Genomic DNA, 24,013 nt, shown 5'->3' with positions numbered 1-24,013 from the left:
GAACTCCCTTGCAGACAGGGAGAGTTGAGAGGGGAGGGGGCGGTGCAGGGAGGGTCTCCGGCCGGGGTGCGGGAGGGGGCGGGGCCCGCGTTGACGCCGTCGGTTGACTTGTGTGACGGGTGGGGCGGCTTGTCAAGAGGGGGTCACCGGGAACGACGTGGCCGGAACGCGTGCCGTCCGATCGGGGCGCCGGACCGCCCCGGGACCCCCGACCGGCCCTCATGCCGCGCAGCGCGCGAACGCGTGGCGGAAAGCCGACGGATCCACCGGTAAACCGGCGCCGGAACAAGATCACTGCATCGAGGTAATGCCCCTCGTCTCTCCGGGCGGGCCGTGCTGACGGGCCGTTACTGTTCCCCCGGTCTGGACGGATGGCCAGACGACCTCCCTCCATTCCCCCTCCTCGACGGGTCCGGCGTGTCGCCGTGCCCGGTCACCACCCTCGCTAAGGAGAGCCCGGTCCGATGACCGTCGACACCAGCCCGGAAGCCCAGGCGGCACCCCCGCAGCAGTCCCTCAGCACCCACGCCGCGCGGAACCTCGCCTCGACCACCAAGTCCGCCCCGCAGATGCAGGAGATCACCTCCCGCTGGCTGCTGCGGACGCTCCCCTGGGTGGAGACCAAGGGCGGCGCCTACCGGGTCAACCGCCGGCTCAGCTACACCGTCGGGGACGGCCGGGTGGAGTTCGTCCAGGACGGCGCCACCGTCCGCGTGATCCCCCGCGAGCTCGGCGAACTCGCCCTGCTGCGCGGCTTCGACGACGTCGACGTGCTCACCGCGCTCGCCGACCGCTGCGTCCAGCGCGACTTCTCCGCCGGCGACATCATCGTCACCCGCGGCAACGCGGCCGGCGAGATCCACCTCCTCGCCCACGGCCGCGTCAGCCAGACCTCCGAGGGCCCCTACGGCGACGACGTGACCGTCGCCGTGCTCGGCGACGGCGACCGCTTCGGCGAGAACGCGCTCCTCGACGCCGACGCCACCTGGGACTACACGGCCACCGCCGAGACCAGCGGCACCCTCCTCACCCTCTCCCGCGCCGACTTCGCCTCGGTGAAGGCCAACTCCCCGGCCCTCCAGGCCCACATCGAGGCGTTCAGCACCCTCCCCGAGCAGGCCCAGAACAAGCACGGCGAGGCCGAGATCGCGATGTCCTCCGGGCACGTCGGCGAGGCCGTCCTCCCCGGCGCCTTCGTCGACTACGAGCTCAAGCCCCGCGAGTACGAGCTCTCCGTCGCGCAGACCGTCCTCAAGGTCCACACCCGCGTCGCCGACCTCTACAACGGCCCGCACAACCAGACGGAGGAGCAGCTCCGCCTGACCATCGAGGCCCTGCGCGAGCGCCAGGAGCACGAGCTCGTCAACAACCGCGAGTTCGGCCTCCTGCACAACGCCGACTTCAAGCAGCGCATCCAGACCCACTCCGGCCCGCCCACCCCGGACGACATGGACGAGCTGCTCAGCCGCCGCCGGGGCACCAAGCTCTTCCTCGCCCACCCGCGCACCATCGCCGCCATCGGGCGCGAGTTCAACGCCCGGGGCCTCTACCCGGACCACGTCGACCTCGGCGGCCAGTCCGTCCCGGCCTGGCGCGGCGTCCCGATCCTCCCCTGCAACAAGATCCCGATCACCAAGGAGCAGACCAGCTCCATCATCGCCATGCGCACCGGCGAGGAGAACCAGGGCGTCATCGGCCTGCGCCAGACCGGCATCCCGGAGGAGTACGAGCCCGGCCTCTCGGTCCGCTTCATGGGCATCAGCGAGCAGGCGATCATGTCGTACCTCGTGACGACCTACTACTCCGCCGCCGTCCTCGTCCCCGACGCCCTCGGCGTGATGGAGAACGTGCAGATCGCCCGCCGGCGCGACTGACGCCCCCGTCCGTCCCGGCTCCGGGACGGACCACACCACCCAGCAAGGAGTCACGGATGCCCGACCCCGGGCTCTCCCCCCTGCCGGCGCACCTGCCCGCGGCGGCGGCCCGCCTCGGGGCCGACGTCCTCGACCGGGCCCCCGCCGGCCCGGCCGCCGAGGCGCCCGCGCCGGAGGCCGCGCCCCGCTGGATCCCCGGCGGACCCAGCGGACTCGGCACGGCCAGCGTCTCTTTCGCCCGTCCGGCACCCCTCCCGGTGCCGGACGCCCCGCCGGGACCGGCGGAGCCCTCCGCCCCGCCGGCGGCGCGGGGCCGGCCGATCCCCGGCCTCTACTTCCACCCCGTCGCGGACCCCGACCCGGCCCGCGTGGACGAGGTCAGCCGGCGGATCAAGGAGTGGGCGCTGGACGAGGTCCAGCTCTACCCCGACGAGTGGGAGGGCCAGTTCGACGGCTTCTCCGTCGGGAGCTACATGGTGGGCTGCCACCCCGACGCCCCGACCGTCGACCACGTCATGCTCGCGACCCGGCTCATGGTCGCGGAGAACGCCGTCGACGACTGCTACTGCGAGGACCACGGCGGCTCCCCGATCGGGCTCGGCGGCCGCCTCCTCATGGCGCACACCGCGCTCGACCACCTGCACACCACCCCGGAGTACGCCCCGGCGTGGGCGGAATCGCTCGGCTCGGACGCCCCGCGCCGTGCCTACCGCTCCGCCATGGACTACTTCGTCCGCGCGGCCTCGCCCTCCCAGGCCGACCGCTACCGGCACGACATGGCCCGGCTCCACCTGGGCTACCTGGCCGAGGCGGCCTGGGCCGAGACCGGCCACATGCCCGAGGTGTGGGAGTACCTGGCGATGCGCCAGTTCAACAACTTCCGCCCCTGCCCCACCATCACCGACACCGTCGGCGGCTACGAACTGCCGGCGGACCTGCACGCCCGACCGGAGATGCAGCGGGTCATCGCCCTCGCGGGCAACGCGACGACCATCGTCAACGACCTCTACTCCTACACCAAGGAACTCTCCAGCCCCGGCGTCCACCTCAACCTCCCGGTGGTCCTCGCGGAGCGCGAGAAGCTCTCCGAACGCGACGCCTACCTCAAGGCGATCGAGGTCCACAACGACCTCATGCGCGCCTTCGAGGCCGCCGCCGCCGAAGTGGCCGCCACCTTCGCCGTCCCCACCGTGCTCCGCTTCCTCAAGGGCGTCGCCACCTGGGTCGACGGCAACCACCACTGGCACCAGACCAACACGTTCCGCTACAGCCTGCCCGACTTCTGGTAGACGACTTCCACCGAGAAATGGATTCCTCTGTGACCACCGAGCTGACCTCCACCGAAGCCTCCGCGCTCATCCCCGGCCCGGCGACTCCGTACCAGGGCGACATCGCCCGCTACTGGAACGCCGAGGCCCGGCCCGTGAACCTGCGCCTCGGTGACGTGGACGGGCTCTACCACCACCACTACGGCATCGGCGCCGTCGACCACGCCTCCCTCGGCACCCCCGAGGACAGCGAGTACGAGAAGAAGCTGATCGCCGAGCTCCACCGCCTGGAGTCCGCCCAGGCCGAGGTCCTCCTCGACCACCTCGGCCCGGTCACCGCCGCCGACACCCTCGTCGACGCCGGCTGCGGCCGCGGCGGATCGAGCGTCATGGCCCACCAGCGCTTCGGCTGCAAGGTGGAGGGCGTCACCCTCTCCACCACCCAGGCCGAGTTCGCCAACAAGCGCGCCCGCGAGCTCGGCATCGACGGCCACGTCCGCGCCCGGGTCTGCAACATGCTCGACACCCCGTTCGACAAGGGCTCCGTCGCCGCCTCCTGGAACAACGAGTCCAGCATGTACGTCGACCTCGACGACCTGATGGCCGAGCACTCCCGCTTCCTCAAGGTCGGCGGCCGCTACGTCACCATCACCGGCTGCTGGAACCCCAAGTACGGTCAGCCGTCCAAGTGGGTCTCCCAGATCAACGCCCACTTCGAGTGCAACATCCACTCGCGCCGCGAGTACCTCAAGGCGATGGCCGACAACCGCCTGGTGCCCCAGGCCGTGATCGACCTGACCCCCGACACGCTGCCCTACTGGGAGCTGCGCGCCACCTCGTCGCTGGTCACCGGCATCGAGGAGGCGTTCATCGAGTCGTACAAGGACGGCTCCTTCCAGTACGTGCTGATCGCCGCCGACCGCGTCTGATCCCCTGCGCGGCCGGTCACCGGGCCGGGCCCGTCCACCCGACGGGCCCGGCCCCCCGCGCGTCCGCGCAGCCCTCCGGCCCGGCGGCCGGGCCGCGACGCACCGGCGCGGAACCCTTCGGTGATGCGTCCGGGTCTGCGGCATCGTGGAAGGGGGTCCGGGGCCGGGCCATCGGGGGACACCGGCCGGACGCCAGGACAGGGGGAACACGACCATGGACCACGGGACCAGTCCGAGACCCGCCGACCCGGAGCCCGCCGCCGGAGCGGGGCGCCCCGGCCGCGGCCGGGGCGTGCTCGAAGGGGCCTTCGCCCTGCTCGACGCGCTGCGCCGGTGCGGCGACGAGGCCGGAGTCACCGAACTCGCCCTCGTCTGCGGGGTGCCCAAGGGCAGCGTCCACCGGCTGCTCGACCAGCTCGTCACCGTCGGCGCGGTCGAACGGCGCGGCAACCGCTACCGCGTCGGACCGCAGCTCTACCGGCTCGGCCAGGCCTGGGAACCGCACCCGGGACTGCGCCTCGCCGCCCGGCTGCCGGTGCAGCGGCTGCGCGCCGCGACCGGCGCCAGCGTCGTCCTCGCCGTGCTCCGCGAGGACCAGGCCATCGTCGTGGCCTCGGCCCCGGGCGAGCTGGAGCCGCTCGTGCCGGTGCGGAACGGGACCGCCTTCCGCCTCGACACCGCCGCCGGCCACGCCCTGCGCGGACCGCTCGTGGGCGGGCCCGTCCTCGACCGGGAGGACGTGGTGGACGGCGTGTGCTGCGCCGCCTTCCCGGTCCGGGGCCGGGACGGGCGGACCGTCGCCGCGCTCGCCGCGATGGTGCCGGCCGGCCGGCCGCTCGACGCGCTCGCCTCCTCCGTCGCCGATGCCGGGGCCGCGCTCGGCCGCGCGCTGGCCCGCGGCGTACCGCACCGCTCGGTCCCGTCCGCCGCGCTCGCCCCCTGACCGCTCCCGGGACGGGTTCCGTTGAGCGGAACGCGCGTAGAACGGGACGGGGGAGCCGCGGCAGAGTGAGGGACGTGCCGGGGGAACGGCACACCGGAAGAACGAGAACGCACACCTTCGGGGGAGACACACCATGCGCAAGAACCGGGCCGCACGCCTCGCCGCCACCGCCCTCCTCGGGATCGGCAGCATCGCCGCCTTCGCCGGCACCGCCCACGCCGAGCCGATCGACTACGTCCGGATCGAGCTCGTCGAGCTGCACTGCCAGAAGAACAGCGAGGGCGACCACGACGAGGCCTACCTCAAGATCACCGACGCCAACGGCAACGCCGTCAAGGTCTGGCCGGGCAACGGCATCGGCTACCAGACCATGGGCACCGGCTACGTCCGCTCCATGGCGGACGGCAACGGCAACGCCGCCCTCATCCTCGGCAAGGAGCAGGCCCGCACCCTGACCCTGTGGGACAAGGACACCTTCGGCGGCGACGACAAGCTCGGCGCCACCCTCGTCACCGGCAGCGAGGCCGGCTCCGAGACCCAGTGGCGCAGCGTCGAGGGCTCCGGCGGCGTCTACGTCATCGGCTACCGGGTCGTCGACATCTGATCCCGCTCCGAGAGGCCCCGGGGGCCGTGCCGGTGATCCGGCACGGCCCCCGGGCACGTCCTCGCTCGGACCGTCCCCGCTCAGACGGCGTCGGGCGCGTGCAGCCCGCCCGAGCGCGCCACGCCCGAGTACCAGCGGGCGCTGGTCTTCGGGGTGCGCACCAGGGTGTCGTAGTCGACGTGGACCATGCCGAACCGCTTCGCGTAGCCGTACGCCCACTCGAAGTTGTCGAGGAGCGACCACAGGAAGTAGCCGCGGACGTCGACGCCGTCGTCCATCGCCCGGTGCACCGCCTCCAGGTGCGCGTGCACATAGGCGGTGCGCTCGGGGTCGTGGACCCCGCCGTCCTCGCCGACCACGTCCTCGTACGCGGCGCCGTTCTCGCTGATCACCAGCGGCAGGTCCGGGTACGCCTCGGAGGTCCGGCGCAGCAGGTCGTACATGCCGCTCGGGTCGACCGGCCACCCCATCGCCGTCCGCTCGCCCGGCGCCCGGTGGAAGGCCACCCGGTCGGCGCCCGGCCAGGGCGAGTGGGCGCTGTCGCCGTGCCCGTCGTCCTGCGGCTTCTCCTCGCCGTCGGCGACGTGCGCCACCAGGGTGGGCGCGTAGTAGTTGATGGCGAGGAAGTCGAGCGGCTGGTGCGCCGCCGCGGTGTCGCCGTCCTGGACGAAGGACCAGTCGGTGAGGTGCCGGGTGTCGGCGATCAGGTCCTCGGGGTAGGCGCCCTCCAGCATCGGGCCGAGCCAGACGCGGTTGCCGACGGCGTCGATCCGGCGGGCCGCCTCCAGGTCCTCGGCGGAGCCGCTGCGCGGACGCACCTCGTGCAGGTTGAGCGAGACCGCGATCTGACGGTCCGCCGGCAGCGAGGCGCGCAGCGCCTGGACGGCGAGGCCGTGGCCCAGGTTGAGGTGGTGGGCGGCGCGCAGCGAGGCGACCGGGTCGGTGCGGCCGGGTGCGTGCACCCCGGAGCCGTAGCCGAGGAAGGCGCTGCACCAGGGCTCGTTGAGGGTGGTCCACCGCTTGACGCGGTCGCCGACGGCGTCGGCGACGATCCCCGCGTACTCGGCGAACCGCTCGGCGGTGGCGCGCTCGGGCCAGCCGCCCGCGTCCTCCAGCTCCTGGGGCAGGTCCCAGTGGTAGAGGGTGAGGGCGGGCTCGATGCCGGCGGCGAGCAGCTCGTCCACGAGGGACCGGTAGAAGTCCAGGCCCTTCTGGACGGCGGGGCCCCGGCCGGTGGGCTGGACGCGGGACCAGGAGACGGAGAACCGGTAGGCGTTCAGGCCGAGTTCGGCCATGAGGGCGACGTCCTCGCGGAACCGGTGGTAGTGGTCGACGGCCACGTCGCCGGTGTGGCCCTCGAAGACCTTGCCGGGGGTGTGCGAGAAGGTGTCCCAGATGGACGGCGTGCGGCCGTCCTCGCGGGCCGCCCCCTCGATCTGGTACGCGGCGGTGGCCGCGCCCCAGAGGAAGTCGGAGGGGAACTGGCGGACGGCGGTGAGCGGCCGGGTTTCGGACGCGGTCATAGGAGAGGGCTCCCAACACGGGGTACGGGGCGGCCCGTCCGGGTCCGGCGACTGCGACGGACCCGGACGGAGCCGAGCGGAGGGCGGGAAGGGGTGGGGCGGTCCGGTCAGCTCTTGACGGCGCCGGCGGTGATGCCGCCCACGATGTGCTTGCCCAGGAAGGCGAAGACCAGCAGCAGCGGCACGGTCGATATCAGCGCGCCGGTCAGCACGATGGCGTGGTCGACGGTGTGGTTGCCCGCGCCGAGCCCGGCGAGCGCGACCTGGAGGGTCGGGTTGCCGTCCGGGGTGAGGGCGATGAAGGGCCAGAAGAAGTCGTTCCACGCCTGGACGAAGACGAGCATGCCGAGCACGGCCATGGCCGGGCGGGCCACCGGGAAGACCACGTGCCAGATGATCCGCAGGCTGTGCGCCCCGTCCATCCGGGCCGCCTCGACCAGCTCCACGGGCAGTGCCTCGACGAGGAACTGGCGCATGAAGAAGACGCCGAAGGCCGCGACGAGCGAGGGGAGGACCACCGACTGGAGCTGGTCGAACCAGCCGAGGTCGGTGATGATCTGGTAGAGCGGGATGACGCTGAGCTGCGGCGGGATCGTCATGGTGGCCACCACGAGCGAGAGCAGCATGCCGCGGCCCTTGAAGGGCAGTTTGGCGAAGGCGAAGCCGGCGAGGGTGGAGAAGAGGACGGTGGAGACGGCCACCAGACCGGCCACGACCGTGGTGTTGATCAGCGCCTCGCCCATGTCGACCTGGTCCCAGGCGAAGCTGAGGTTGTCGAGCAGGCGGGAGCCGGGCAGCAGCGGCGCGGGGGCCTGCACCACCCGGTCGCCGGTGTGCGAGGCGGCGACCACGTTCCAGTACAGCGGGAAGAGGGAGACCACCGTGGCGACGATCAGCAGCACGTAGGTGAGCGGTCCCGCGTGGTGCTGCCGGCCCGCCGTCTGGCGGAAGCGGCGGCGAGCCGGGCGCTCTCCCGCCGTCCGGGGCTCCACGGCCGGGGTGGTGTCGAGGGTGCGGGCCATGGTCAGTCCCCCTGCTTCTTGCGGTTGCGGCGGGAGACGAGGGCCTGGACGCCGCCGACGAGCAGCAGGAGCGCCAGCATGACCCAGGCGATCGCCGAGGCGGAGCCCAGCGAGCCGGTGATCCAGCCCTTCTCGTACATGAGCAGGCTCAGCGTCTGGAACTGGTGGCCGCTGCCGCCGCTGATGCCGACGCTGCCGCCGAAGAGCATCGGCTCGCCGAAGAGCTGGGTGGCGCCGATGGTGGAGACGATGATCGTGAAGAAGATCGTCGGCCGGATGGAGGGGATGGTGACGCTGATGAACTGGCGCCAGCGGGAAGCGCCGTCCAGCGACGCGGCCTCGTAGAGGTCCTGCGGCACGGCCTGCATCGCGGCCAGGTAGATCAGCGCGTTGTAGCCGGTCCAGCGCCAGGTGACGATGACGGAGATCGCGATCTGCGCGGGCCACTTGGAGTTCTTCCAGTCGACCGGGTCGATCCCGAACCAGTCCAGGAGGCTGTTGATCATCCCGTAGTCGGCGTTGAAGAGCTGGGCGAAGACCAGGGTCGCCGCCGCGATCGAGGTGGCGTACGGGGCGAGGATCGCGACCCGGAAGAAGCCGCGGCCGCGGAGCTTGTAGTTCAGCAGGTGGGCGAGGCCGAGGGCCATCAGCAGCTGCGGGACGGTGGAGATGACACCGATGGTGAAGGTGTTGAGGAGCGCGTTCCAGAAGAACTCGCTGGTCGCCAGGTCGGTGTAGTTCTCCAGGCCCTTCCATTCGGGGGTGCCGCCGAGCTCGACGCGGTTCAGCGACAGCCACCCGGTGTAGATCAGCGGGAAGAGGCCGAACGCGGCGAAGGTGAGGAAGAAGGGGGCGATGAAGACGTACGGGATCGCCTTGACGTCCCAGCGGTACAGGGTGCTGCGCCAGCCGCCCGGGCCGGGGCGGCGGCGCCGGCCGCGCGGGGCGGGCGGGGAGGGCGGTGCGGCGGGCGGCGGGGTGCCGTCCTGCGTCGCCCGTACGGAGGTGGCCACGGGGGCGTCCTTCCAGGTCGATGCGTGCGGTGGTGCGGACGGTGCCGGCCCGCCGCCGGCAGGTGGCGGCGGGCCGGCGCACGGTCCCCGCTACTGCTGGATCTTGTCGTCGACCAGCTTCTTGACGTTCTCCCAGGCCTTGGCCGGGTCGGTTCCCCGCTGCTCGATGTCGAGGATGCCGTTGTCGGTGAGGAAGGTCTTCACCTGGCCGTCGTAACGGCTGATGACGGCGGGGGTGATGCCGGCCGCCGCCGAGGAGAAGATCTTGCCGACCGGGGTGTCGCCGAAGTACGGCAGCTTGGCGTTCTGCACCGCGGGGGAGATGAGGGTGTCCTTGGAGGACGGGATGTTGCCGTTCACCGCGAAGACCTTGGCGTGCTGCTCGGGCGCGGTCAGCCAGGCGGCCAGCTCGGCGGCCTCCTTGGTGTGCTTGCCCGCCTTGGGCACGGCGAGGAAGGCGCCGCCCCAGTTTCCGGCGACGGGCGGCGCGGCGATGTCCCACTTGCCCTGGTTGGCGGGACCGGCCTGGTCCTTGATGATGCCGGTCATCCAGGACGGGCAGGCGACGGTGGCGAACTTGGAGTTCTTGAAGGCCGCGTTCCAGGTGCCCGCCTCGTCGAACTGGCGCAGCTTGGCGGTGAGTCCGCCCTCGGCGGCCTTCACGCCGAGCTCCCACGCCTTCTTCACGCCGGGGCTGTTCTCCCAGTCCAGCTTCCCGCTGGAGTCGGCGTACTGGACGGGGTCGCTGGAGAGCACCGCGTTGAAGAGGCCGCTGGCGGAGTCGTGGAAGGCGGTGCCGGCGGGGGCCTTCTTCTTGTACGTCTCGCCGACCGTGAGGAACTTCGCCCAGTCGCCGCTCCACAGCTTGCCGACCTCGTCGCGCTCCGTGGGCAGCCCGGCCTTGGCGAAGAGGTCCTTGTTGTAGCAGACCGCCATGGGGCCGATGTCGGTGCCGAGGCCGATGACCTTGCCGTCGGCGGTGGTGGCCTGCTTGACCTTCCAGTCCAGGAACTTGGAGGTGTCGGCGCCGCCGTCCTTGACGACGTCCAGCCACTTGTCGGCCATGGTCGCGCCGGTGGCCTCGGCGATGTAGCCGACCTCGATCGCCTGGATGTCGGCGACGCCGCTGTTCCGGGAGAGGCGCAGCTTCAGGGTGTCCCAGTACTTCTGGCCGTCGGCGACGTTCGATTCCTCGATCTTGATGTTCGGGTGGAGCCGCTCGTACTCGGCGTACAGCTTGGCGCCGGTCTTGTTGTCGTAGCCGAACGATCCGAAGGTGCCGACCCGCAGCGTGATCGTGCCGCCGGCCTTCCCCCCGTCCTTGTCGTCCCCGTCGCTTCCGCAACCGGTGAGCAGGACCGTGCCGGTCACCACCGCGGCGACCGCCGCGGCGGTCGTACGGCGTCCGCGTCTGCTGCTGGAAGTGCGCATTCCACTCTCCTCGTCCAAGGTGGTGCTCTTCGTGCGCCATGAGGTCCGGCCGGCTGCTCGCGGCTCGGCGGGCCCTGCCGGGACCTGATGCAGGCTGTGTCGCATCCCATGATGGGAGCGCTCCCACGTCGTTGCCGGAAGGTTGCCGCCGGGGGGGTGGGGGTGTCAAGACATGAACGCGGATTCGTTACCGGAAGGTGTTCGGCGGGTTTCGGGGCGGCGGGGCCCGGGTCTTCACGTCATCTCCTGAACGCGCGCGTGGCGCCGCGGGAGCGCGGTGCTCTAGGGTGGGAGCGCTCCCATCCCGGTGTGGCCCCCCGCGGGCCCCTTCCTCCGGCACGGTCCTCGCGGCCGCCCGCCCGAGGCTCCGCCCACCGCGGCCCTGGTGAGCGGCACGAGGTCCGACGAGGGGAGCACGGCGAGCGTGAACGGACGGCAACACAGCAGACCCACCCTGGAGCAGGTCGCGGCCCGCGCCGGAGTCGGCCGGGGCACCGTCTCGCGGGTCATCAACGGCTCCCCGCGCGTGAGCGAGAGCACCCGGGCCGCCGTGGCCCGGGCCGTCGCCGAGCTGGGCTACGTGCCGAACCAGGCCGCCCGCGCGCTCGCCGGCAGCCGCACCGACGCGGTCGCCCTCGTCATCCCCGAGGCCGAGGCGAGGCTCTTCGCGGAGCCCTACTTCCTCGACCTGATCCGCGGCGTCAGCGCCGAGCTGGCCGAGGCCGACAAGCAGCTCCTCCTGACCCTGGTCCGCAGCGAGCAGGAACGGCAGCGCTTCGAGCAGTACCTCGCCGCCCAGCGCGTCGACGGCGTCCTGCTGGCCTCCGTCCACGGCGACGACCCGCTCCCCGACCGCATCCGCGAACTCGGCATCCCGGTCGTCATGAACGGACGCCGCTCCGAGGCCGAACCGGTCCCGTACGTCGACTCCGACAACATCGGCGCCGGCCGCGCCGCCGTCGCCCACCTGGTCGGCCGCGGCAGGCAGCGCATCGCCACCGTCACCGGCCCGCTGGACATGTACGTGGCCAGGGCCCGCCTCGGCGGCTACCGCGCGGGCCTGGCGGAGGCCGGCCACGCCCCCGACGAGGGCCTGGTCGCGACCGGCGACTTCACCGAGGACGGCGGCCGCGCCGCCATGCGCGGCCTGCTGGAGCGGCGCCCGGAGCTGGACGCCGTCTTCGCCGCCTCCGACGTCATGGCGGCCGGCGCCCGTGCCGCCCTCCGCGAGGCCGGCCGCCGCGTCCCCGAGGACGTGGCCCTGGTGGGCGTCGACGACTCCCCGGTCGCCCGCCTCATGGATCCCCCGCTCACCACGGTCCGCCAGCCCATCGAGGAGATGGGCCGCACCATGGCCCGCATGCTCCTCGACGACGTCACCGGCACCCCGGAGCACTCCCCGAAGCGCGTCCTGCCGACGGAGCTGGTGGTGCGGGGCTCCTGCTGACGGCCCGGTGACGGGCGGGCGAGCGGTCGGACGACGGGTCCGGCGACGGGCGGGGCGGCCGGCCGGACGACGGGAGGAGGGACCCGCCGTCCGGCCGGCCGTGCGTGCGGCCGGACGGCGGGACGCGCGACCGGCCGTCCGGCGGGTCGTGCGTCCGGTGGGACGGCGGGGAACGCGGCGGGAAACGCGACCGACCGTCCGGCGGGACGGCGGGGAACGCGGCGGGACGGCGGGAGACGCGACGGGAAACGCGACCGGGCCGGACGGGGTCTCCGGGCCCGTCCGGCCTTCGTCGCGTCTGCGCGGGGTGCCGTCCCCGGACCCGCCGGGCCGGGGACGGCACCCCCTGGGCGCGCTACAGCGCCGGGTACGCGTTCTTCATGAGCTCCTGGAACTGGGCCGAGAACCACTGGCCCGAGATCGGGGCGTCGGGGAGGGAGCCGGACATGCTGTTCCCGTTGCGGGCGTTGCCCGTGTAGGTCGGGTCGCACATGCGGTCGAAGCCCTTGCCCTCGTCGTTCGGGATCTCCTTCGAGGCGCCGTCGGACTCGCCCGGGGGCTTCATCCAGACGTACGCGTCGATGCCGGCGGCGGGAGCCGCCTGGGGACGCTCGCCGAGGCCCGCCCCGGACTGGTTGCACCAGTTGCCGAGGTGGATGCGGCGGTCGTAGCGGCCGCCGTTGACGTAGGTGTCGACGCTGGTCAGGGCGCCGGGGCCGGTGGGCCGCTGGGTGCCGCCCCAGCCGTTGCGGGAGGTGTCGATCAGCATGCCGAGCTTGCTGTCGAAGCCGAGGGAGACCAGCTTGTCGCGCATCCCCTGGGCGTAGGACAGCTCGTCGGTGTACCAGTTCCAGTCGACCCACTTCGACTGGCGCACCGAGGTGCCGTTGACGCTGTCGGTGATCTTGAAGTTCTCCTCCTTCAGCGCGCTGTAGTTGGCGGTGTTCACGATGAAGCCGTGGACGTTGGAGACGGTCGAGCCCTCGGCGGTCGCGGCCTGCTTGAAGAGTTCGGCGGAGGGGCCGAAGTTGGAGTCCCAGCCCAGCCAGCCGTGGTGGCCCGCGTCGACGTAGTTGTAGACGTTGGCGATGGCGCCCAGCTTGTTGAGCGCGTAGCCGACGCCCTTGATGTAGTTGCCGTTCTCCTTCATCACGTTGCAGTTGGCGGTCTCGGTGGGCCGCCCGGCCACGTTGGTGACGAGGTTGGGCAGGGAGTCGATCTCGACGGTCGTGACGATCCGCAGGCCCGCGTACTTCGGGTCGGCCAGGATCGCCGCGATGGGGTCGATGTACTGCGTCTTGTACTTGTCGATCTCCGTCGGGCCCAGCTCGCCGTTGGAGGCGAGCGCGGCACAGTCGCGGCCGGGCAGGTTGTAGATGACCAGCTGGACGACGAGCTCGCCGGTGCCCTTCTGCTTCAGGGCCTCGTCGAGGTGGGCGCGCAGGCCCATGGAGCCGTTCGCGCCGGCGATGGCCGCGGTGCGGTCCAGCCACACGCCGGTGGGCTGGCCGGAGATCCTGGTGCCGCCCGGCTCGGCGGCCGCCTTGGCGGACCACTCGGGGTTCACGTACACCTTCGCCCCGGCGTAGGGGTTGTCCGCCTTCGATCCGGCCGGCGGCGGGGTGGTCGGCGGCGTCGTGGGCGGGGTGGTGGGCGGCGTGGTCGGCGGGTCGGTCGGCTGGGTGGCGGTGTTGCAGGTGACGCCGTTCAGCTTGAACGTGGCCGGCACGGCGTTGGTGCCGCTGTAGGAGCCGTTGAAGCCGAAGGAGGTCGAACCGCCGGTCGCGAGCGTGCCGTTGTAGGACAGGCTCTTGGCGGTGACGGCGGTGCCGGACTGGGTGATGGTGGCGTTCCAGCCCTGGGTGACCTGCTGGTTGCCGGCGTAGCTCCACTCCAGGGTCCACGCGGTGGTCGGGTCACCGGTGTTGGTGACGACGACGTTGGCGCCGAAGCCGGTGTTCCACTGGTTGGTGATGCTGTAGTCGACCTTGCAGCCCGGGGTGGCTGCGCCGGCGGTGGCGCCGAAGACCGTGGCGGTGGCTCCGGTCGCGGTCACGAGGCCGAGGGCCGCCAGGAGGGCGGTACGGCTGGTGCGGCTCATGGGGGTGGGGATTCCTTTCGGGGGATGTGCGGGATGCACGTGATGCACGGGATGTGCGGGGTGGTGCGGCGGTGCGGACGTCACGGGGCGAGCGCGCGCAGGTGGTCGCGCAGTCCGACGCCGAACGCGGTGGGCGTGCCGTCGTACGAGGTGATCAGCGCGGGACCGGAGTTGCAGTTCCAGGTGTTCCAGGTCCAGCCCAGGTACGAGAGCCCGCGGTCGTCGAACCACTTCATGACGCGGTCGATGAACGCGTGTCCGCAGGTGTTCTCACCGATCTCGCCCGCCAGCAGGGGTACCTGCGCGGCTACGGGGGCGAGGGTGTCGTTCCAGCACGTCTCGGTGGAGCAGGTGTTGAAGTTGTAGACGTGCCAGGCGGCGCCCAGATTCTGCGCCGGGTCCGTGGGGCGGTACGTCAGCCACTGGCTGAGGTCGTTGGAGTACGCGATGCCGGGCACGAGGACGAGGTTCTTCGCCCCCGTGGCGCGGACCGCGTCCACCAGGTCCTGCATGCCGGCGACCTCGTACCCGATGCCGGGGCAGGTGCCGCCGTCGCGCCAGCAGGTCCATGCCTGGGTCGCGGTGGAGGTCGCCCGGTCCGGATAGGGCTCGTTGAAGAGGTCGAGGACGACGCGCTTGTCGTTCTTGAAGGTGTTCGCGACCGAGGTCCAGAACGCCGGGGTGTACCGGGCGTTGGGCATCGGCTTCTGGCAGGTGGCGTGCACGTCGGCGCAGCCCGAGGAGTTGCCGGTGTACTGGCCGTGGGTCCAGTGCAGTTCGACCACCGGGGTCATCCCGTGGGCCAGGACCTTGGTCACCAGGTCCTTCACCGCGTCGATGTAGTTCGCGCCCCGGTACTCGGGCTTGACGTTGTCCAGGCCGAGCCAGCACTCCTCGTTGAGGGGGATGCGGACCGTGTTGGCCTTCCAGTCGGCGATCGCCTTCACGGAGGCGTCGTCGGCCGGACCGTCCCAGATGCCGTGGCCCTGGACGCACATGAACTCGCCGCCGGAGCGGTTGACGCCGAGGAGCCGGCGGACCGCGCCGTTCTGGTCGGTGAACTTGTTCCCGGTGACCGTGAGTTCCGGTGCTCCGGCGACCGGGGTCGGCGGCGGGAGGGTGGGCGGGGTGGTCGGGGGAGTGGTCGGGGGGTCGGTCGGAGGAGTGGTCGGGGGAGTCGTGGGCGGATCGGTCGGCGGAGTGCCGGTGGGCGGGGTGGTCGGCCCGTCCGTGGTGCAGGCCGCACCGCCGAGCGTGAACGCGGTGGGGGCCGTGTTGGCCCCCGTCCACGAGGCGATGAAGCCCGTCGTCACCTTCGCGCCGGCGTCGAGCCGGGCGTTCCAGCTCTCGTGGGCGACGGTCACGGCGGTGCCGGACTGGGACCACTTGCCGCCCCAGCCCTGGCTGACCTGCTGGCCCGCCGGGAAGGAGAAGCCGAGGCTCCAGCCGTTCAGCGCCGTGCTGTTGTTGGTGACGGTGACGGCACCCTGGAAGCCTCCGGTCCACTGGTTGGTGACCGAGTACTCCACGGTGCAGACGGGTGCGGCCGCGGCTCCTGTGGCCGTACCCACGACGGCGAGCGCGGTGCTCGCCGCCATGACGGCTGCTCCTGCGAGCAGCGCGGTGAGACGTGGGGGATGTCGCATGAGCGAGTCCTCGCAGCGAGGGCACGCCCCCTACGGCGTGCCGACTGGATGGAATCGCTCCCACTGGTCGGGGCAGACCGTAGCGCCAACGGAAGCCAAGCAAAAGAGGAGTTGAGGAAATTCCTCGTCGTTTGCCTTCGACTCTTCACGCATCTTGACGTGGTTGCGTCACGCTTGCACAGTGGGAGCGCTCCCACTGGTTCACGGCTTGTTCACGCACCTCCCGTACGGCCCGCTCGACCCGTCCCGTACGGCCCCGCTCTTCGCACCACCCGACCTCCCGAGCCGCGAGGAGATCCACCCGCATGCCACGCCTGAGACCACCCCGCTCCCGCAGGCACCTGACCGCCCTGACCGCCGCGCTCTCGCTCCCCCTCGGCCTGCTGGCCGCCGGGGCGGGCGCCGGCACCGCGCAGGCCGCCGCCGTGCAGTGCAGCGTCGACTACAAGACCAACGACTGGGGTTCGGGATTCACCGCCGAACTCACCCTCACCAACCGGGGATCCGCCGCCCTGAACGGCTGGACGCTCACCTACTCCTACGCCGGTGACCAGAAGCTCACCAACGGCTGGAACGGCGTCTGGTCCCAGTCCGGGAAGAACGTGACGGTCACCAACGCCGGCTGGAACGGCACCGTCGCCGCCGGCGCGGCCGTCACGGCCGGCGGCCAGTTCACCTACAGCGGCGCCAACGCCGCCCCGGCGAACTTCGCCGTCAACGGCACCTCGTGCACCGGCGCCCACCAGCCCCCGGTCGCCGTCCTCACCAGCCCCGCCGCCGGGGCGGTCTACGCCGCGGGCGCCGCCGTCCCGCTCGCCGCCACGGCCGCCGCGGCCGACGGGGCCACCGTCGACAAGGTCGAGTTCTACAGCGACACGACCCTCCTCGGCACCGACACCACCGCGCCCTTCGCCCACAGCGCCACCGGCCTCGCCACCGGCGCCCACTCCCTCTACGCGAAGGCGTACGACAGCCAGGGCGCCTCCGCCGAGTCCGCGCCGGTGGGCATCACCGTCGCCGCCGGGCCCGCGCTCGTCGCCTCCCCGGGGCAGCTGGCCGTCCGCCAGGGCGCCACCGGCACCTTCGACCTCCGGCTGTCGACGGCCCCGACGGCGAACGTGACCGTCACGGTGGCGCGTACGTCGGGGAACAGCGACCTCACGGCCGCACCGGCGAGCCTCACCTTCACCCCGTCGAACTGGAACACCGCCCAGAAGGTGACCGTCACCGCCGGCGCCACCGGCACCGGCACGGCCGTCCTCACCGCCACCGCCCCCGGCCACGCCCCGGCGGAGATCCAGGTCACCCAGCTCGCCGCGGACTCCACCTACGACGCCCGCTTCCTCGACCTGTACGGGAAGATCACCAACCCCGCCCACGGCTACTTCTCGCCCGAGGGCATCCCGTACCACTCCGTCGAGACCCTGATCGTCGAGGCCCCGGACCACGGCCACGAGACGACCTCGGAGGCGTACAGCTACCTGATCTGGCTCCAGGCCATGTACGGCAAGGTCACCGGTGACTGGACCAGGTTCAACGGCGCGTGGGAGATCATGGAGCGGTACATGATCCCGACCCACGCGGACCAGCCGACGAACTCCTCCTACAACGCCTCGAAGCCGGCCACCTACGCCCCCGAGTGGGACCTCCCCTCGCAGTACCCGGCGCGGCTCGACTCCGGCGTCACCTCCGGCTCCGACCCGATCGCGGCCGAACTGAAGAGCGCCTACGGCACCGACGACATCTACGGCATGCACTGGATCCAGGACGTCGACAACGTCTACGGCTTCGGCAACGAGCCCGGGAAGTGCTCCGCCGGACCGACGGCGACCGGCCCCTCGTACATCAACACCTTCCAGCGCGGCCCGCAGGAGTCCGTCTGGGAGACCGTCACCCACCCGACCTGCGACAACTTCTCCTACGGCGGGAAGAACGGCTACCTCGACCTCTTCACCGGGGACGCCTCCTACGCCAAGCAGTGGAAGTACACCAACGCCCCCGACGCCGACGCCCGCGCCGTCCAGGCCGCCTACTGGGCCGACCTCTGGGCCAAGCAGCAGGGCAAGGGCGCGCAGGTCTCCACCACCGTCGGCAAGGCCGCCAAGATGGGCGACTACCTGCGGTACGCCATGTTCGACAAGTACTTCAAGAAGGTCGGCGACTGCGTCGGCCCGGCGGCCTGCCCCGCCGGCACCGGCAAGAACAGCTCCCACTACCTGATGTCCTGGTACTACGCCTGGGGCGGCGCCGTCGACACCTCGGCCGGCTGGTCCTGGCGGATCGGCTCCAGCCACGCCCACGGCGGCTACCAGAACCCGCTCGCCGCCTACGCGCTCAGCGCCTACGCCCCGCTCCGGCCCAAGTCGGCCACCGGGCAGGCGGACTGGGCCACCAGCCTCGACCGGCAGCTGGAGTTCTACCGCTGGCTCCAGTCCGACGAGGGCGCGATCGCGGGCGGCGCCACCAACAGCTGGCAGGGCCGCTACGCCACCCCGCCGGCCGGCACGCCGACCTTCCACGGCATGTACTACGACGAGAAGCCCGTCTACCACGACCCGGCGTCGAACCAGTGGTTCGGCTTCCAGGCCTGGTCGATGGAGCGGGTCGCCGAGTACTACCAGCAGACCGGTGACGCCGAGGCGAAGACCGTCCTCGACAAGTGGGTCTCCTGGGCGCTGTCGAAGACCACGATCAACCCCGACGGCACCTACCGCATCCCCTCCACCCTCCAGTGGTCCGGCGCCCCGGACACCTGGAACGCGGCGAACCCCGGCGCCAACGCCGGCCTGCACGTCACCGTCGCCGACTACACCAACGACGTCGGCGTCGCCGCCGCCTACGCCAAGACCCTCACCTACTACGCGGCCAAGTCCGGCCACGCGGAGGCCAAGCGGGTCGCCAAGGCCCTCCTCGACGGCATGTGGGACCACCACCAGGACCCGCTGGGCATCGCCGTGGAGGAGACCCGCGCCGACTACAACCGCTTCGACGACCCGGTGTACGTGCCGACCGGCTGGACCGGCGCGATGCCGAACGGCGACACGGTGAACGGCACCTCCACCTTCGCCTCCATCCGCTCCTTCTACCAGGACGACCCGGCCTGGCCGAAGATCGAGGCCTACCTGGCGGGCGGCGCCGCCCCCGTCTTCACCTACCACCGGTTCTGGGCCCAGGCGGACATCGCCCTGGCCATGGGCTCGTACGCGGAGCTGCTCGAATAACAGCCCGCCCCGCGCGAGGGGCTCCGCGTACGACGAGGCCGGGCGGTCCCCGACAGGGGCCCGCCCGGCCTCCGGACGTCCGCCCCCGCGCCGCGAACCGCCGACCCGCCTGGACAGTGCGCCGAGCGGGCGCCTAGGGTCGGAGGTCCCTGTCGTCGACGGGCACCCCCACCCCTTCCGGAGACACGTCCGGACCAGCCGAGGAGCGCGCACGTGGTCACCCTCGCCGACGTCGCCCGTCACGCCGGTGTGTCGGCCAGCACCGTCAGCTACGTCCTCAGCGGCAAGCGCTCCATCTCCACCGCCACCCGCGAGCGCATCCAGCACTCCATCGACGCGCTCGGCTACCGCCCGCACGCCGGCGCCCGCGCCCTCGCCGGCGGCCGGACCAGCGTCCTCGCCCTGATGATGCCGCTGCGCACCGGTCTCTACCTGCCGGTGATGATGGAGATCGCCATGGCCGTCACCACCACGGCCCGCGCCCACGGCCACGACGTGCTGCTGCTCACCGGCGAGGAGGGTCCCGAGGCCGTCCGCCGCGTCGAGGGAAGCGCCCTCGCCGACGGCATGATCGTCATGGACGTCGAGCTCGACGACCCCCGGCTGCCCCTGCTCCGGGAGGCCGAGCGGCCCGCCGTCCTCGTCGGACTGCCCGCCGACACCACCGGACTGGACTGCGTCGACCTCGACTTCGCCGCCGCCGGCGCCCGCTGCGTCGAGCACCTCGCCTCCCTCGGCCACCGCCGCCTCGCCGTCCTCGGCGAACCCCCCGCCGTCTACGCGCGCGGCACCGGCTACGCCGAGCGCACCCTCGCCGGGATCCGCGCCGCCGCCGCCGCGCACGGCCTCGACCTGCTCCACCGGCCCGTCGACGGCACCTACGGGGCCGTCGCCGCCGCCGTCACCCGGATCTTCGAGGAACGCCCCGGCACCACCGGCCTCGTCGTCCAGAACGAGGCCGCCGTCGAGCCCCTCCTCGCCGTCCTGCGCCACCAGGGCCGGGCGGTCCCCGAGGACGTGTCCGTCGTCGCGCTCTGCCCCGACCAGGTCGCCGCCCACGCCTCCGTCCCGCTCACCGCCGTCGCCGTCCCCGCCCGTGACCTGGGCCGGATCGCCGTCGAGCGGCTCGTCGCCCGGCTGCGCGGCGAGGACGCCAGGGGCCCCGAACTCCTCGCCCCCCACCTCACCGTCCGCGCCGGCTCGGGACCGGCACCCACCGCGCCGGGGGACGCCCGTGGGCGTGACTGAACCCCGGGACGAGGGGGAGGCCGCCGCCGAGTTCCGCGCGTTCTTCGACCGGCACTACGCCGAACTCGCCCGTCTGGCGCACCTCCTGACCGGCGAGTCCGACGCCGCCGACGACCTCGCCGCCGACGCCATGCTGGCGCTCTGGCACCGCTGGGACCGGGTCCGCGCCGCCGAGCACCCCGCCGCCTACGCCCGGGGCGTCGTCGCCAACCTCGTGCGCACCCGCATCCGCGGCACCGTCCGCGAACGCCGCCGGATCGCCGCCTTCTGGGACCGCCGCCCCGAGCACACCGAGGACCCCGACGTGCCCGCCGTCCTCGACGTGCGGACCGCCCTGCGCGCCCTGCCGTTCCGCAAGCGCGCCTGCGTCGTCCTCCGGCACGCCTTCGACCTGTCCGAGCGGGACACCGCCCGGGCCCTGGGCGTCTCGGTCGGCACGGTCAAGAGCCAGACGGCCAAGGGCATGGCGGAACTCCAGAGGCTGCTCGGCGCCCGGGCCGCCACCGAACTCGCCGCGGGAGGGCGCTGATGGACGAGACACGCCTGCGCGGCGAACTGCGCGAGGCGGCCCTCGCGCACCGCCCCGACCGCGCCCGGATGCTGGCCCGCGTCGAGCGCGGCATGACCGCGGCGCCGCCCGCCCGCACCCTCCGGCCGGCCCGCCGGTGGACCGCGGCCGTGGCCGTCGCCGCGACCGCCGCGGCCGTCGTCGGACTCGGGGGGCTCGCCGTGACGACGCTCCGGGACCGGCCCGCGCCCCCGGCGGGCGTCGCGGCGCCCGGCCCGGCGGCCCGCGCGGCCGGCACCGTCGACCCCGGCAGCAACCGCTGGTGGGCGCAGAGCGACCTCGCCGTCACCACGGACACCGGGGCCACCGCCCTGACCGTCGAGGTGCGGGTCGCCCTGACCGGCGGGATCGTGAGCACCGGCCACTGGCAGACCCGCTCCGCCGACGACTTCCGCGTCACCGTCGCCGAGGAGTCCGGCGCCCTCGTCTACCGCTGGACCCTGAAGGAGGGCCGCGAGCTCCCGCCCGGCCCGCACACCTTCGCCGCCCAGTACAACCACGCCGAGGGGGTCCGGGACGCCTCGGCCGACACGTACGCCGTCGTCCTCACCGCCCGCGACGGCGGCCGCACCACCCTGCGCGGCGGCTTCGCCGGCTGACCCGGCTCAGGGGCACACCTCGGCGGCCGGCCTCCAGTCGCCGAGGTACACGGCCCGGGTCGCCGTCGCCGCCTGCGCGGGGGTCAGCTGCGGACGGTTCGCCGGCACGGTGACCGCCGCGCCCCGGCCCGTGTTGCGGTACTCCGCGAAGCGCTGCTCCTGCCACGGGTGCTCGGCCCGCATGTCCGCGTACGGTGCCACCGCGTCGACGCCCGCCCCGAGCACGCTCTCCCGGACCACCAGCGACGGCCACGCCGTCGGGTCCGAGCCGGGCACCCACGGCCGGGCCAGCTCGTAGAAGCCGTCCGGGGCCCCGCTGGTGACCCGGCACCGGGAGGCGAGGAAGCCGTGCGGATTGGCGCGGGCCGTCGACGGGGCGAAGACGAAGCCGTACGGGGCGCCCGCCAGGTCCGTGCGGGCCAGCGTCCGGAAGTGGCAGCGCTCGAAGACGGCCGTGGCCCGCCCGAAGACGAAGTCCACGTCCCCCTCCACGTAGCAGTGCGCGAAGTACTGGCGGGCGAAGGCCGACAGCGACGTCGAGTCCGCGTACAGGGTGTCCTGGTGGCCCAGGAACCGGCAGTGGAAGAAGGCCGAGCGGTCGCCCTGCGCCTTCACCGCCACCGCCTGGGTGCCCGGATTGCCCGGCAGGTCGGAGCGGAGGAAGTCGTTGGCGAAGGTGATCGCGTGCGCCGTGAAGTCCGCCGCCTGGAGGGTCACCGTCGCCGAGCCCGTGGTGCCGTACGTGCCGGAGCCGTCCGGCTTCGGGGTCCCCGCCGCGTTGTCGTACACGACCACGACGTCCCGGGCGTCCCCGCTCGCCCCGATCCACGTCATGCCGGTCCGGGCCGCGCCCACCGCGACGGTCTCCCGGTACGTGCCGGGCGCGAGCACCAGCGTCCAGCCCGTGCCGGCCGCCGCGTCCACCGCGGCCCGCACGGAGGTGTGGTCCCCGAGCCCGCCGGGGTGGACGTAGAGCGTCCGGCCGGTGAGCCGGGCGGCCGGCGAGCCGTACCGCCCGAAGGGGCCGGCGGGGCGGTCCGCCGCCAGGGCGGGCGCCGGCGGCAGGGCGAGGGCGGCGAGCGCCGCGCCCGCGCCGGTGAGGAGGGCGCGGCGGCCGGGAGAGGTGCGGGGCGGGTGCGGGGGCATGCGGGCGCTCCTTCGGAGGCGGAGGCAGAGGAGTGGGGAAAGGGACGGGGAGAAGGGCCGGGCCGGGGCGGGCGCGACGGGACGGGGGTGCCGCGCTCCGCCCCGGCCCGGGGCAGGGGGGGGCTCGCTCAGCGCAGGCGGCCGGCGCCGGCGCCGAGGCCGACGAGGAGGGGGACCGCCAGCGGGTGGTCCACCCGGGTGCGCAGGACCGGCGTCCAGCCCGCGTCGCCGCGCAGGGCCTCGGCGGGGAACTGCTCGTTGTGGACGGCCAGCAGGTCGACCGGGCGGCCGTTCACGTAGTTGCCCGTGGTGGTGACCGGCGCGTCCTTCCACTTCTTGAGGATCTGCCCGGCGGGCACCTCGGAGGAGAGCGTGAAGGCGTTCTTCTCCGCGTACAGCTGCGACTCCTGGCCGATGCCCAGGCTGTACACGTAGTTCGTGTCCGGCACCTTGAAGTGGTTGTTGTACGCGTCGACCTGGCCGAAGCGGACCCGGGGCGCCCGCTCCACCACGTCGTCGAAGAGGTTGTGGTGGAGGGTGACGCGCAGCCTGCCCCGGTCGGTGGCGCCCGCGCTGTCGCTGTTGCCGATCATCAGCGTCTTGTCGTGGTCGGTGAAGACGTTCCACGAGACGGTGACGAGGTCCGCGCCGCGCACCACGTCGAGCTCGCCGTCGTGCTGCTGGTACACCTCGCCGTAGTGCTCCGGCAGCGAACTGTCCGGGTGGCGGCCGTCGGTGAAGGTGTTGTGGTCGATCCACACGTGGGTGGAGCCGTACACGACCAGGCTGTCGTACTCCGAGTTCCAGGCTCCGGTGGCGCCGTCCGTCGGGTCCCACTGCGGGAAGCAGTCGAGCGGGCTCTCCAGGGTCAGGTTGCGGATCACCACGTTGTCGACGCCCTGGACCTGGAGGCTGCCGCCGAGGATCGTGGCGTTCCGGCCGACGCCGACGAGGGTGGTGTTGGCGGGCACCTTGACCTTGATGGCCTGGCCCTGGGCGGTGGCCGAGGCGGCGCGCAGTTCCTCCTGGGGGCCGCTGACCTCGGTCTCGTACCCCCACACCGCGGGGTCGTAGTCGGCGAGGTACCGGTCGAAGTCGTAGCCGGGGGCCTCGAAGGCGGCGCAGCCGGCCTCGGTGGCGTTCAGGGTGCCGGCGACCTTGACGATGCGGGGCTCGGTGCCGGGGGCGGCGAGCGCCTCCCGGAGTCCGGCCCAGGTGGTGACGGTGAAGACGCGGGAGGCGTCGGCGGCGGCGCCGCCGGTGGTGCCGGTGCCGTCGGAGGCCCAGCCGTCGCCGGCGGGCAGGACGGCGCGGGCCGGGTCGGCGGGCGGGCGGTGGCCGGAGTGGGCACCGGCGGCGGGGGCGGTGACGGTGAGGACGAGGGCGGCGGCGGCCACCGCTCCGAGCTTCGTGCTTCTGTTCACGCGCGG

18 protein-coding genes are annotated in these 24,013 nt (G+C 72.8%); 10 read left to right on the top strand and 8 right to left on the bottom strand.

Annotation, left to right across the window (positions count from 1 at the left end):
* Positions 1-464 precede the first annotated feature (464 nt).
* The 5 genes from IE287_RS26335 (at position 465) to IE287_RS26315 (ending at position 5,618) form a co-directional block, all read left to right on the top strand.
* Complete coding sequence (locus IE287_RS26335; RefSeq protein WP_189851684.1) at positions 465-1,874, top strand: family 2B encapsulin nanocompartment shell protein; 1,410 nt, start codon at positions 465-467, stop codon at positions 1,872-1,874.
* 56 nt (positions 1,875-1,930) lie between these two features.
* Positions 1,931-3,163 carry a family 2 encapsulin nanocompartment cargo protein terpene cyclase gene (locus IE287_RS26330; protein ID WP_189851683.1) on the top strand — a complete coding sequence of 411 codons (1,233 nt, stop codon included), beginning with the start codon at positions 1,931-1,933 and terminating at the stop codon, positions 3,161-3,163.
* A 29-nt stretch (positions 3,164-3,192) separates the two neighbouring features.
* On the top strand, positions 3,193-4,071 hold the full coding sequence (locus tag IE287_RS26325) for a geranyl diphosphate 2-C-methyltransferase (protein ID WP_189851682.1): 879 nt from the start codon (positions 3,193-3,195) through the stop codon (positions 4,069-4,071).
* A 214-nt stretch (positions 4,072-4,285) separates the two neighbouring features.
* A complete protein-coding gene (locus tag IE287_RS26320; RefSeq protein WP_189851681.1) occupies positions 4,286-5,014 on the top strand; it encodes an IclR family transcriptional regulator in 729 nt (242 codons plus the stop codon).
* A gap of 133 nt (positions 5,015-5,147) precedes the next feature.
* Complete coding sequence (locus IE287_RS26315) at positions 5,148-5,618, top strand: hypothetical protein (protein ID WP_189851680.1); 471 nt, start codon at positions 5,148-5,150, stop codon at positions 5,616-5,618.
* A gap of 80 nt (positions 5,619-5,698) precedes the next feature.
* Here the strand turns inward: IE287_RS26315 and IE287_RS26310 are convergent, their stop codons facing one another.
* The 4 genes from IE287_RS26310 to IE287_RS26295 all read right to left on the bottom strand — a co-directional run bounded on the left by IE287_RS26310 (position 5,699) and on the right by IE287_RS26295 (position 10,607).
* On the bottom strand, positions 5,699-7,141 hold the full coding sequence (locus IE287_RS26310) for a GH1 family beta-glucosidase (RefSeq protein WP_189851679.1): 1,443 nt from the start codon (positions 7,139-7,141) through the stop codon (positions 5,699-5,701).
* Between the two features lie 107 nt (positions 7,142-7,248).
* Positions 7,249-8,163, bottom strand: coding sequence for a carbohydrate ABC transporter permease (locus IE287_RS26305; RefSeq protein WP_189851678.1), 915 nt, complete (start codon positions 8,161-8,163; stop codon positions 7,249-7,251).
* Between the two features lie 2 nt (positions 8,164-8,165).
* Positions 8,166-9,176, bottom strand: coding sequence for a carbohydrate ABC transporter permease (locus IE287_RS26300; RefSeq protein WP_189851677.1), 1,011 nt, complete (start codon positions 9,174-9,176; stop codon positions 8,166-8,168).
* A gap of 90 nt (positions 9,177-9,266) precedes the next feature.
* Positions 9,267-10,607 (bottom strand): ABC transporter substrate-binding protein, encoded by a 1,341-nt coding sequence (locus IE287_RS26295; RefSeq protein ID WP_189851676.1) that lies wholly within the window; start codon positions 10,605-10,607, stop codon positions 9,267-9,269.
* A 424-nt stretch (positions 10,608-11,031) separates the two neighbouring features.
* On the opposite strand from IE287_RS26295, the gene IE287_RS26290 reads away from it, so the two are divergent.
* On the top strand, positions 11,032-12,054 hold the full coding sequence (locus IE287_RS26290) for a LacI family DNA-binding transcriptional regulator (RefSeq protein ID WP_189851675.1): 1,023 nt from the start codon (positions 11,032-11,034) through the stop codon (positions 12,052-12,054).
* A 355-nt stretch (positions 12,055-12,409) separates the two neighbouring features.
* Here the strand turns inward: IE287_RS26290 and IE287_RS26285 are convergent, their stop codons facing one another.
* Positions 12,410-14,155 (bottom strand): glycoside hydrolase family 6 protein, encoded by a 1,746-nt coding sequence (locus IE287_RS26285; RefSeq protein WP_189851674.1) that lies wholly within the window; start codon positions 14,153-14,155, stop codon positions 12,410-12,412.
* A gap of 80 nt (positions 14,156-14,235) precedes the next feature.
* Entirely contained in the window at positions 14,236-15,801 is a 1,566-nt protein-coding gene (locus IE287_RS26280) for a cellulase family glycosylhydrolase (RefSeq protein ID WP_189851673.1), read from the bottom strand.
* A 305-nt stretch (positions 15,802-16,106) separates the two neighbouring features.
* Between IE287_RS26280 and IE287_RS26275 the strand changes: the two genes are divergently transcribed.
* From IE287_RS26275 to IE287_RS26260, 4 genes are all read left to right on the top strand, one after another.
* A complete protein-coding gene (locus IE287_RS26275) occupies positions 16,107-19,022 on the top strand; it encodes a glycoside hydrolase family 48 protein (protein ID WP_189851672.1) in 2,916 nt (971 codons plus the stop codon).
* A 213-nt stretch (positions 19,023-19,235) separates the two neighbouring features.
* Positions 19,236-20,270: a LacI family DNA-binding transcriptional regulator gene (locus IE287_RS26270; protein ID WP_189851671.1), complete on the top strand. Its 1,035-nt coding sequence runs from the start codon at positions 19,236-19,238 to the stop codon at positions 20,268-20,270.
* Positions 20,263-20,799, top strand: a complete 537-nt coding sequence (locus IE287_RS26265; protein WP_373307904.1) for a SigE family RNA polymerase sigma factor — start codon at positions 20,263-20,265, stop codon at positions 20,797-20,799. Before IE287_RS26270 ends, IE287_RS26265 begins: the two co-directional genes overlap by 8 nt.
* A complete protein-coding gene (locus IE287_RS26260) occupies positions 20,799-21,437 on the top strand; it encodes a hypothetical protein (RefSeq protein ID WP_189851669.1) in 639 nt (212 codons plus the stop codon). The genes IE287_RS26265 and IE287_RS26260 overlap by 1 nt, the downstream gene beginning before the upstream one ends.
* 6 nt (positions 21,438-21,443) lie before the next feature.
* On the opposite strand, the gene IE287_RS26255 is transcribed toward IE287_RS26260, so the two are convergent.
* Together IE287_RS26255 and IE287_RS26250 are read right to left on the bottom strand one after the other, a co-directional pair.
* The gene (locus tag IE287_RS26255) at positions 21,444-22,583 is read right to left on the bottom strand and encodes a pectinesterase family protein (protein ID WP_189851668.1); all 1,140 of its coding nucleotides are present in this window, start codon (positions 22,581-22,583) and stop codon (positions 21,444-21,446) included.
* 128 nt (positions 22,584-22,711) lie between these two features.
* Complete coding sequence (locus IE287_RS26250; RefSeq protein WP_189851667.1) at positions 22,712-24,007, bottom strand: pectate lyase family protein; 1,296 nt, start codon at positions 24,005-24,007, stop codon at positions 22,712-22,714.
* Positions 24,008-24,013: the final 6 nt, after the last annotated feature.

This window comes from Streptomyces omiyaensis, from assembly GCF_014650895.1.
Taxonomy (GTDB): Bacteria; Actinomycetota; Actinomycetes; order Streptomycetales; family Streptomycetaceae; genus Streptomyces; species Streptomyces omiyaensis.
Note: the sequence above shows the minus strand (reverse complement) of the source record. Positions and strands in the feature narration are given on the sequence as shown.

Coding starts and splice junctions, on each gene's coding strand:
- IE287_RS26335 (WP_189851684.1), top strand. CDS start 465: ATGACCGTCGACACCAGCCCGGAAGCCCAGGCGGCACCCCCGCAGCAG.
- IE287_RS26330 (WP_189851683.1), top strand. CDS start 1,931: ATGCCCGACCCCGGGCTCTCCCCCCTGCCGGCGCACCTGCCCGCGGCG.
- IE287_RS26320 (WP_189851681.1), top strand. CDS start 4,286: ATGGACCACGGGACCAGTCCGAGACCCGCCGACCCGGAGCCCGCCGCC.
- IE287_RS26315 (WP_189851680.1), top strand. CDS start 5,148: ATGCGCAAGAACCGGGCCGCACGCCTCGCCGCCACCGCCCTCCTCGGG.
- IE287_RS26310 (WP_189851679.1), bottom strand. CDS start 7,141: ATGACCGCGTCCGAAACCCGGCCGCTCACCGCCGTCCGCCAGTTCCCC.
- IE287_RS26305 (WP_189851678.1), bottom strand. CDS start 8,163: ATGGCCCGCACCCTCGACACCACCCCGGCCGTGGAGCCCCGGACGGCG.
- IE287_RS26295 (WP_189851676.1), bottom strand. CDS start 10,607: ATGCGCACTTCCAGCAGCAGACGCGGACGCCGTACGACCGCCGCGGCG.
- IE287_RS26285 (WP_189851674.1), bottom strand. CDS start 14,155: ATGAGCCGCACCAGCCGTACCGCCCTCCTGGCGGCCCTCGGCCTCGTG.
- IE287_RS26280 (WP_189851673.1), bottom strand. CDS start 15,801: ATGCGACATCCCCCACGTCTCACCGCGCTGCTCGCAGGAGCAGCCGTC.
- IE287_RS26275 (WP_189851672.1), top strand. CDS start 16,107: ATGCCACGCCTGAGACCACCCCGCTCCCGCAGGCACCTGACCGCCCTG.
- IE287_RS26260 (WP_189851669.1), top strand. CDS start 20,799: ATGGACGAGACACGCCTGCGCGGCGAACTGCGCGAGGCGGCCCTCGCG.
- IE287_RS26255 (WP_189851668.1), bottom strand. CDS start 22,583: ATGCCCCCGCACCCGCCCCGCACCTCTCCCGGCCGCCGCGCCCTCCTC.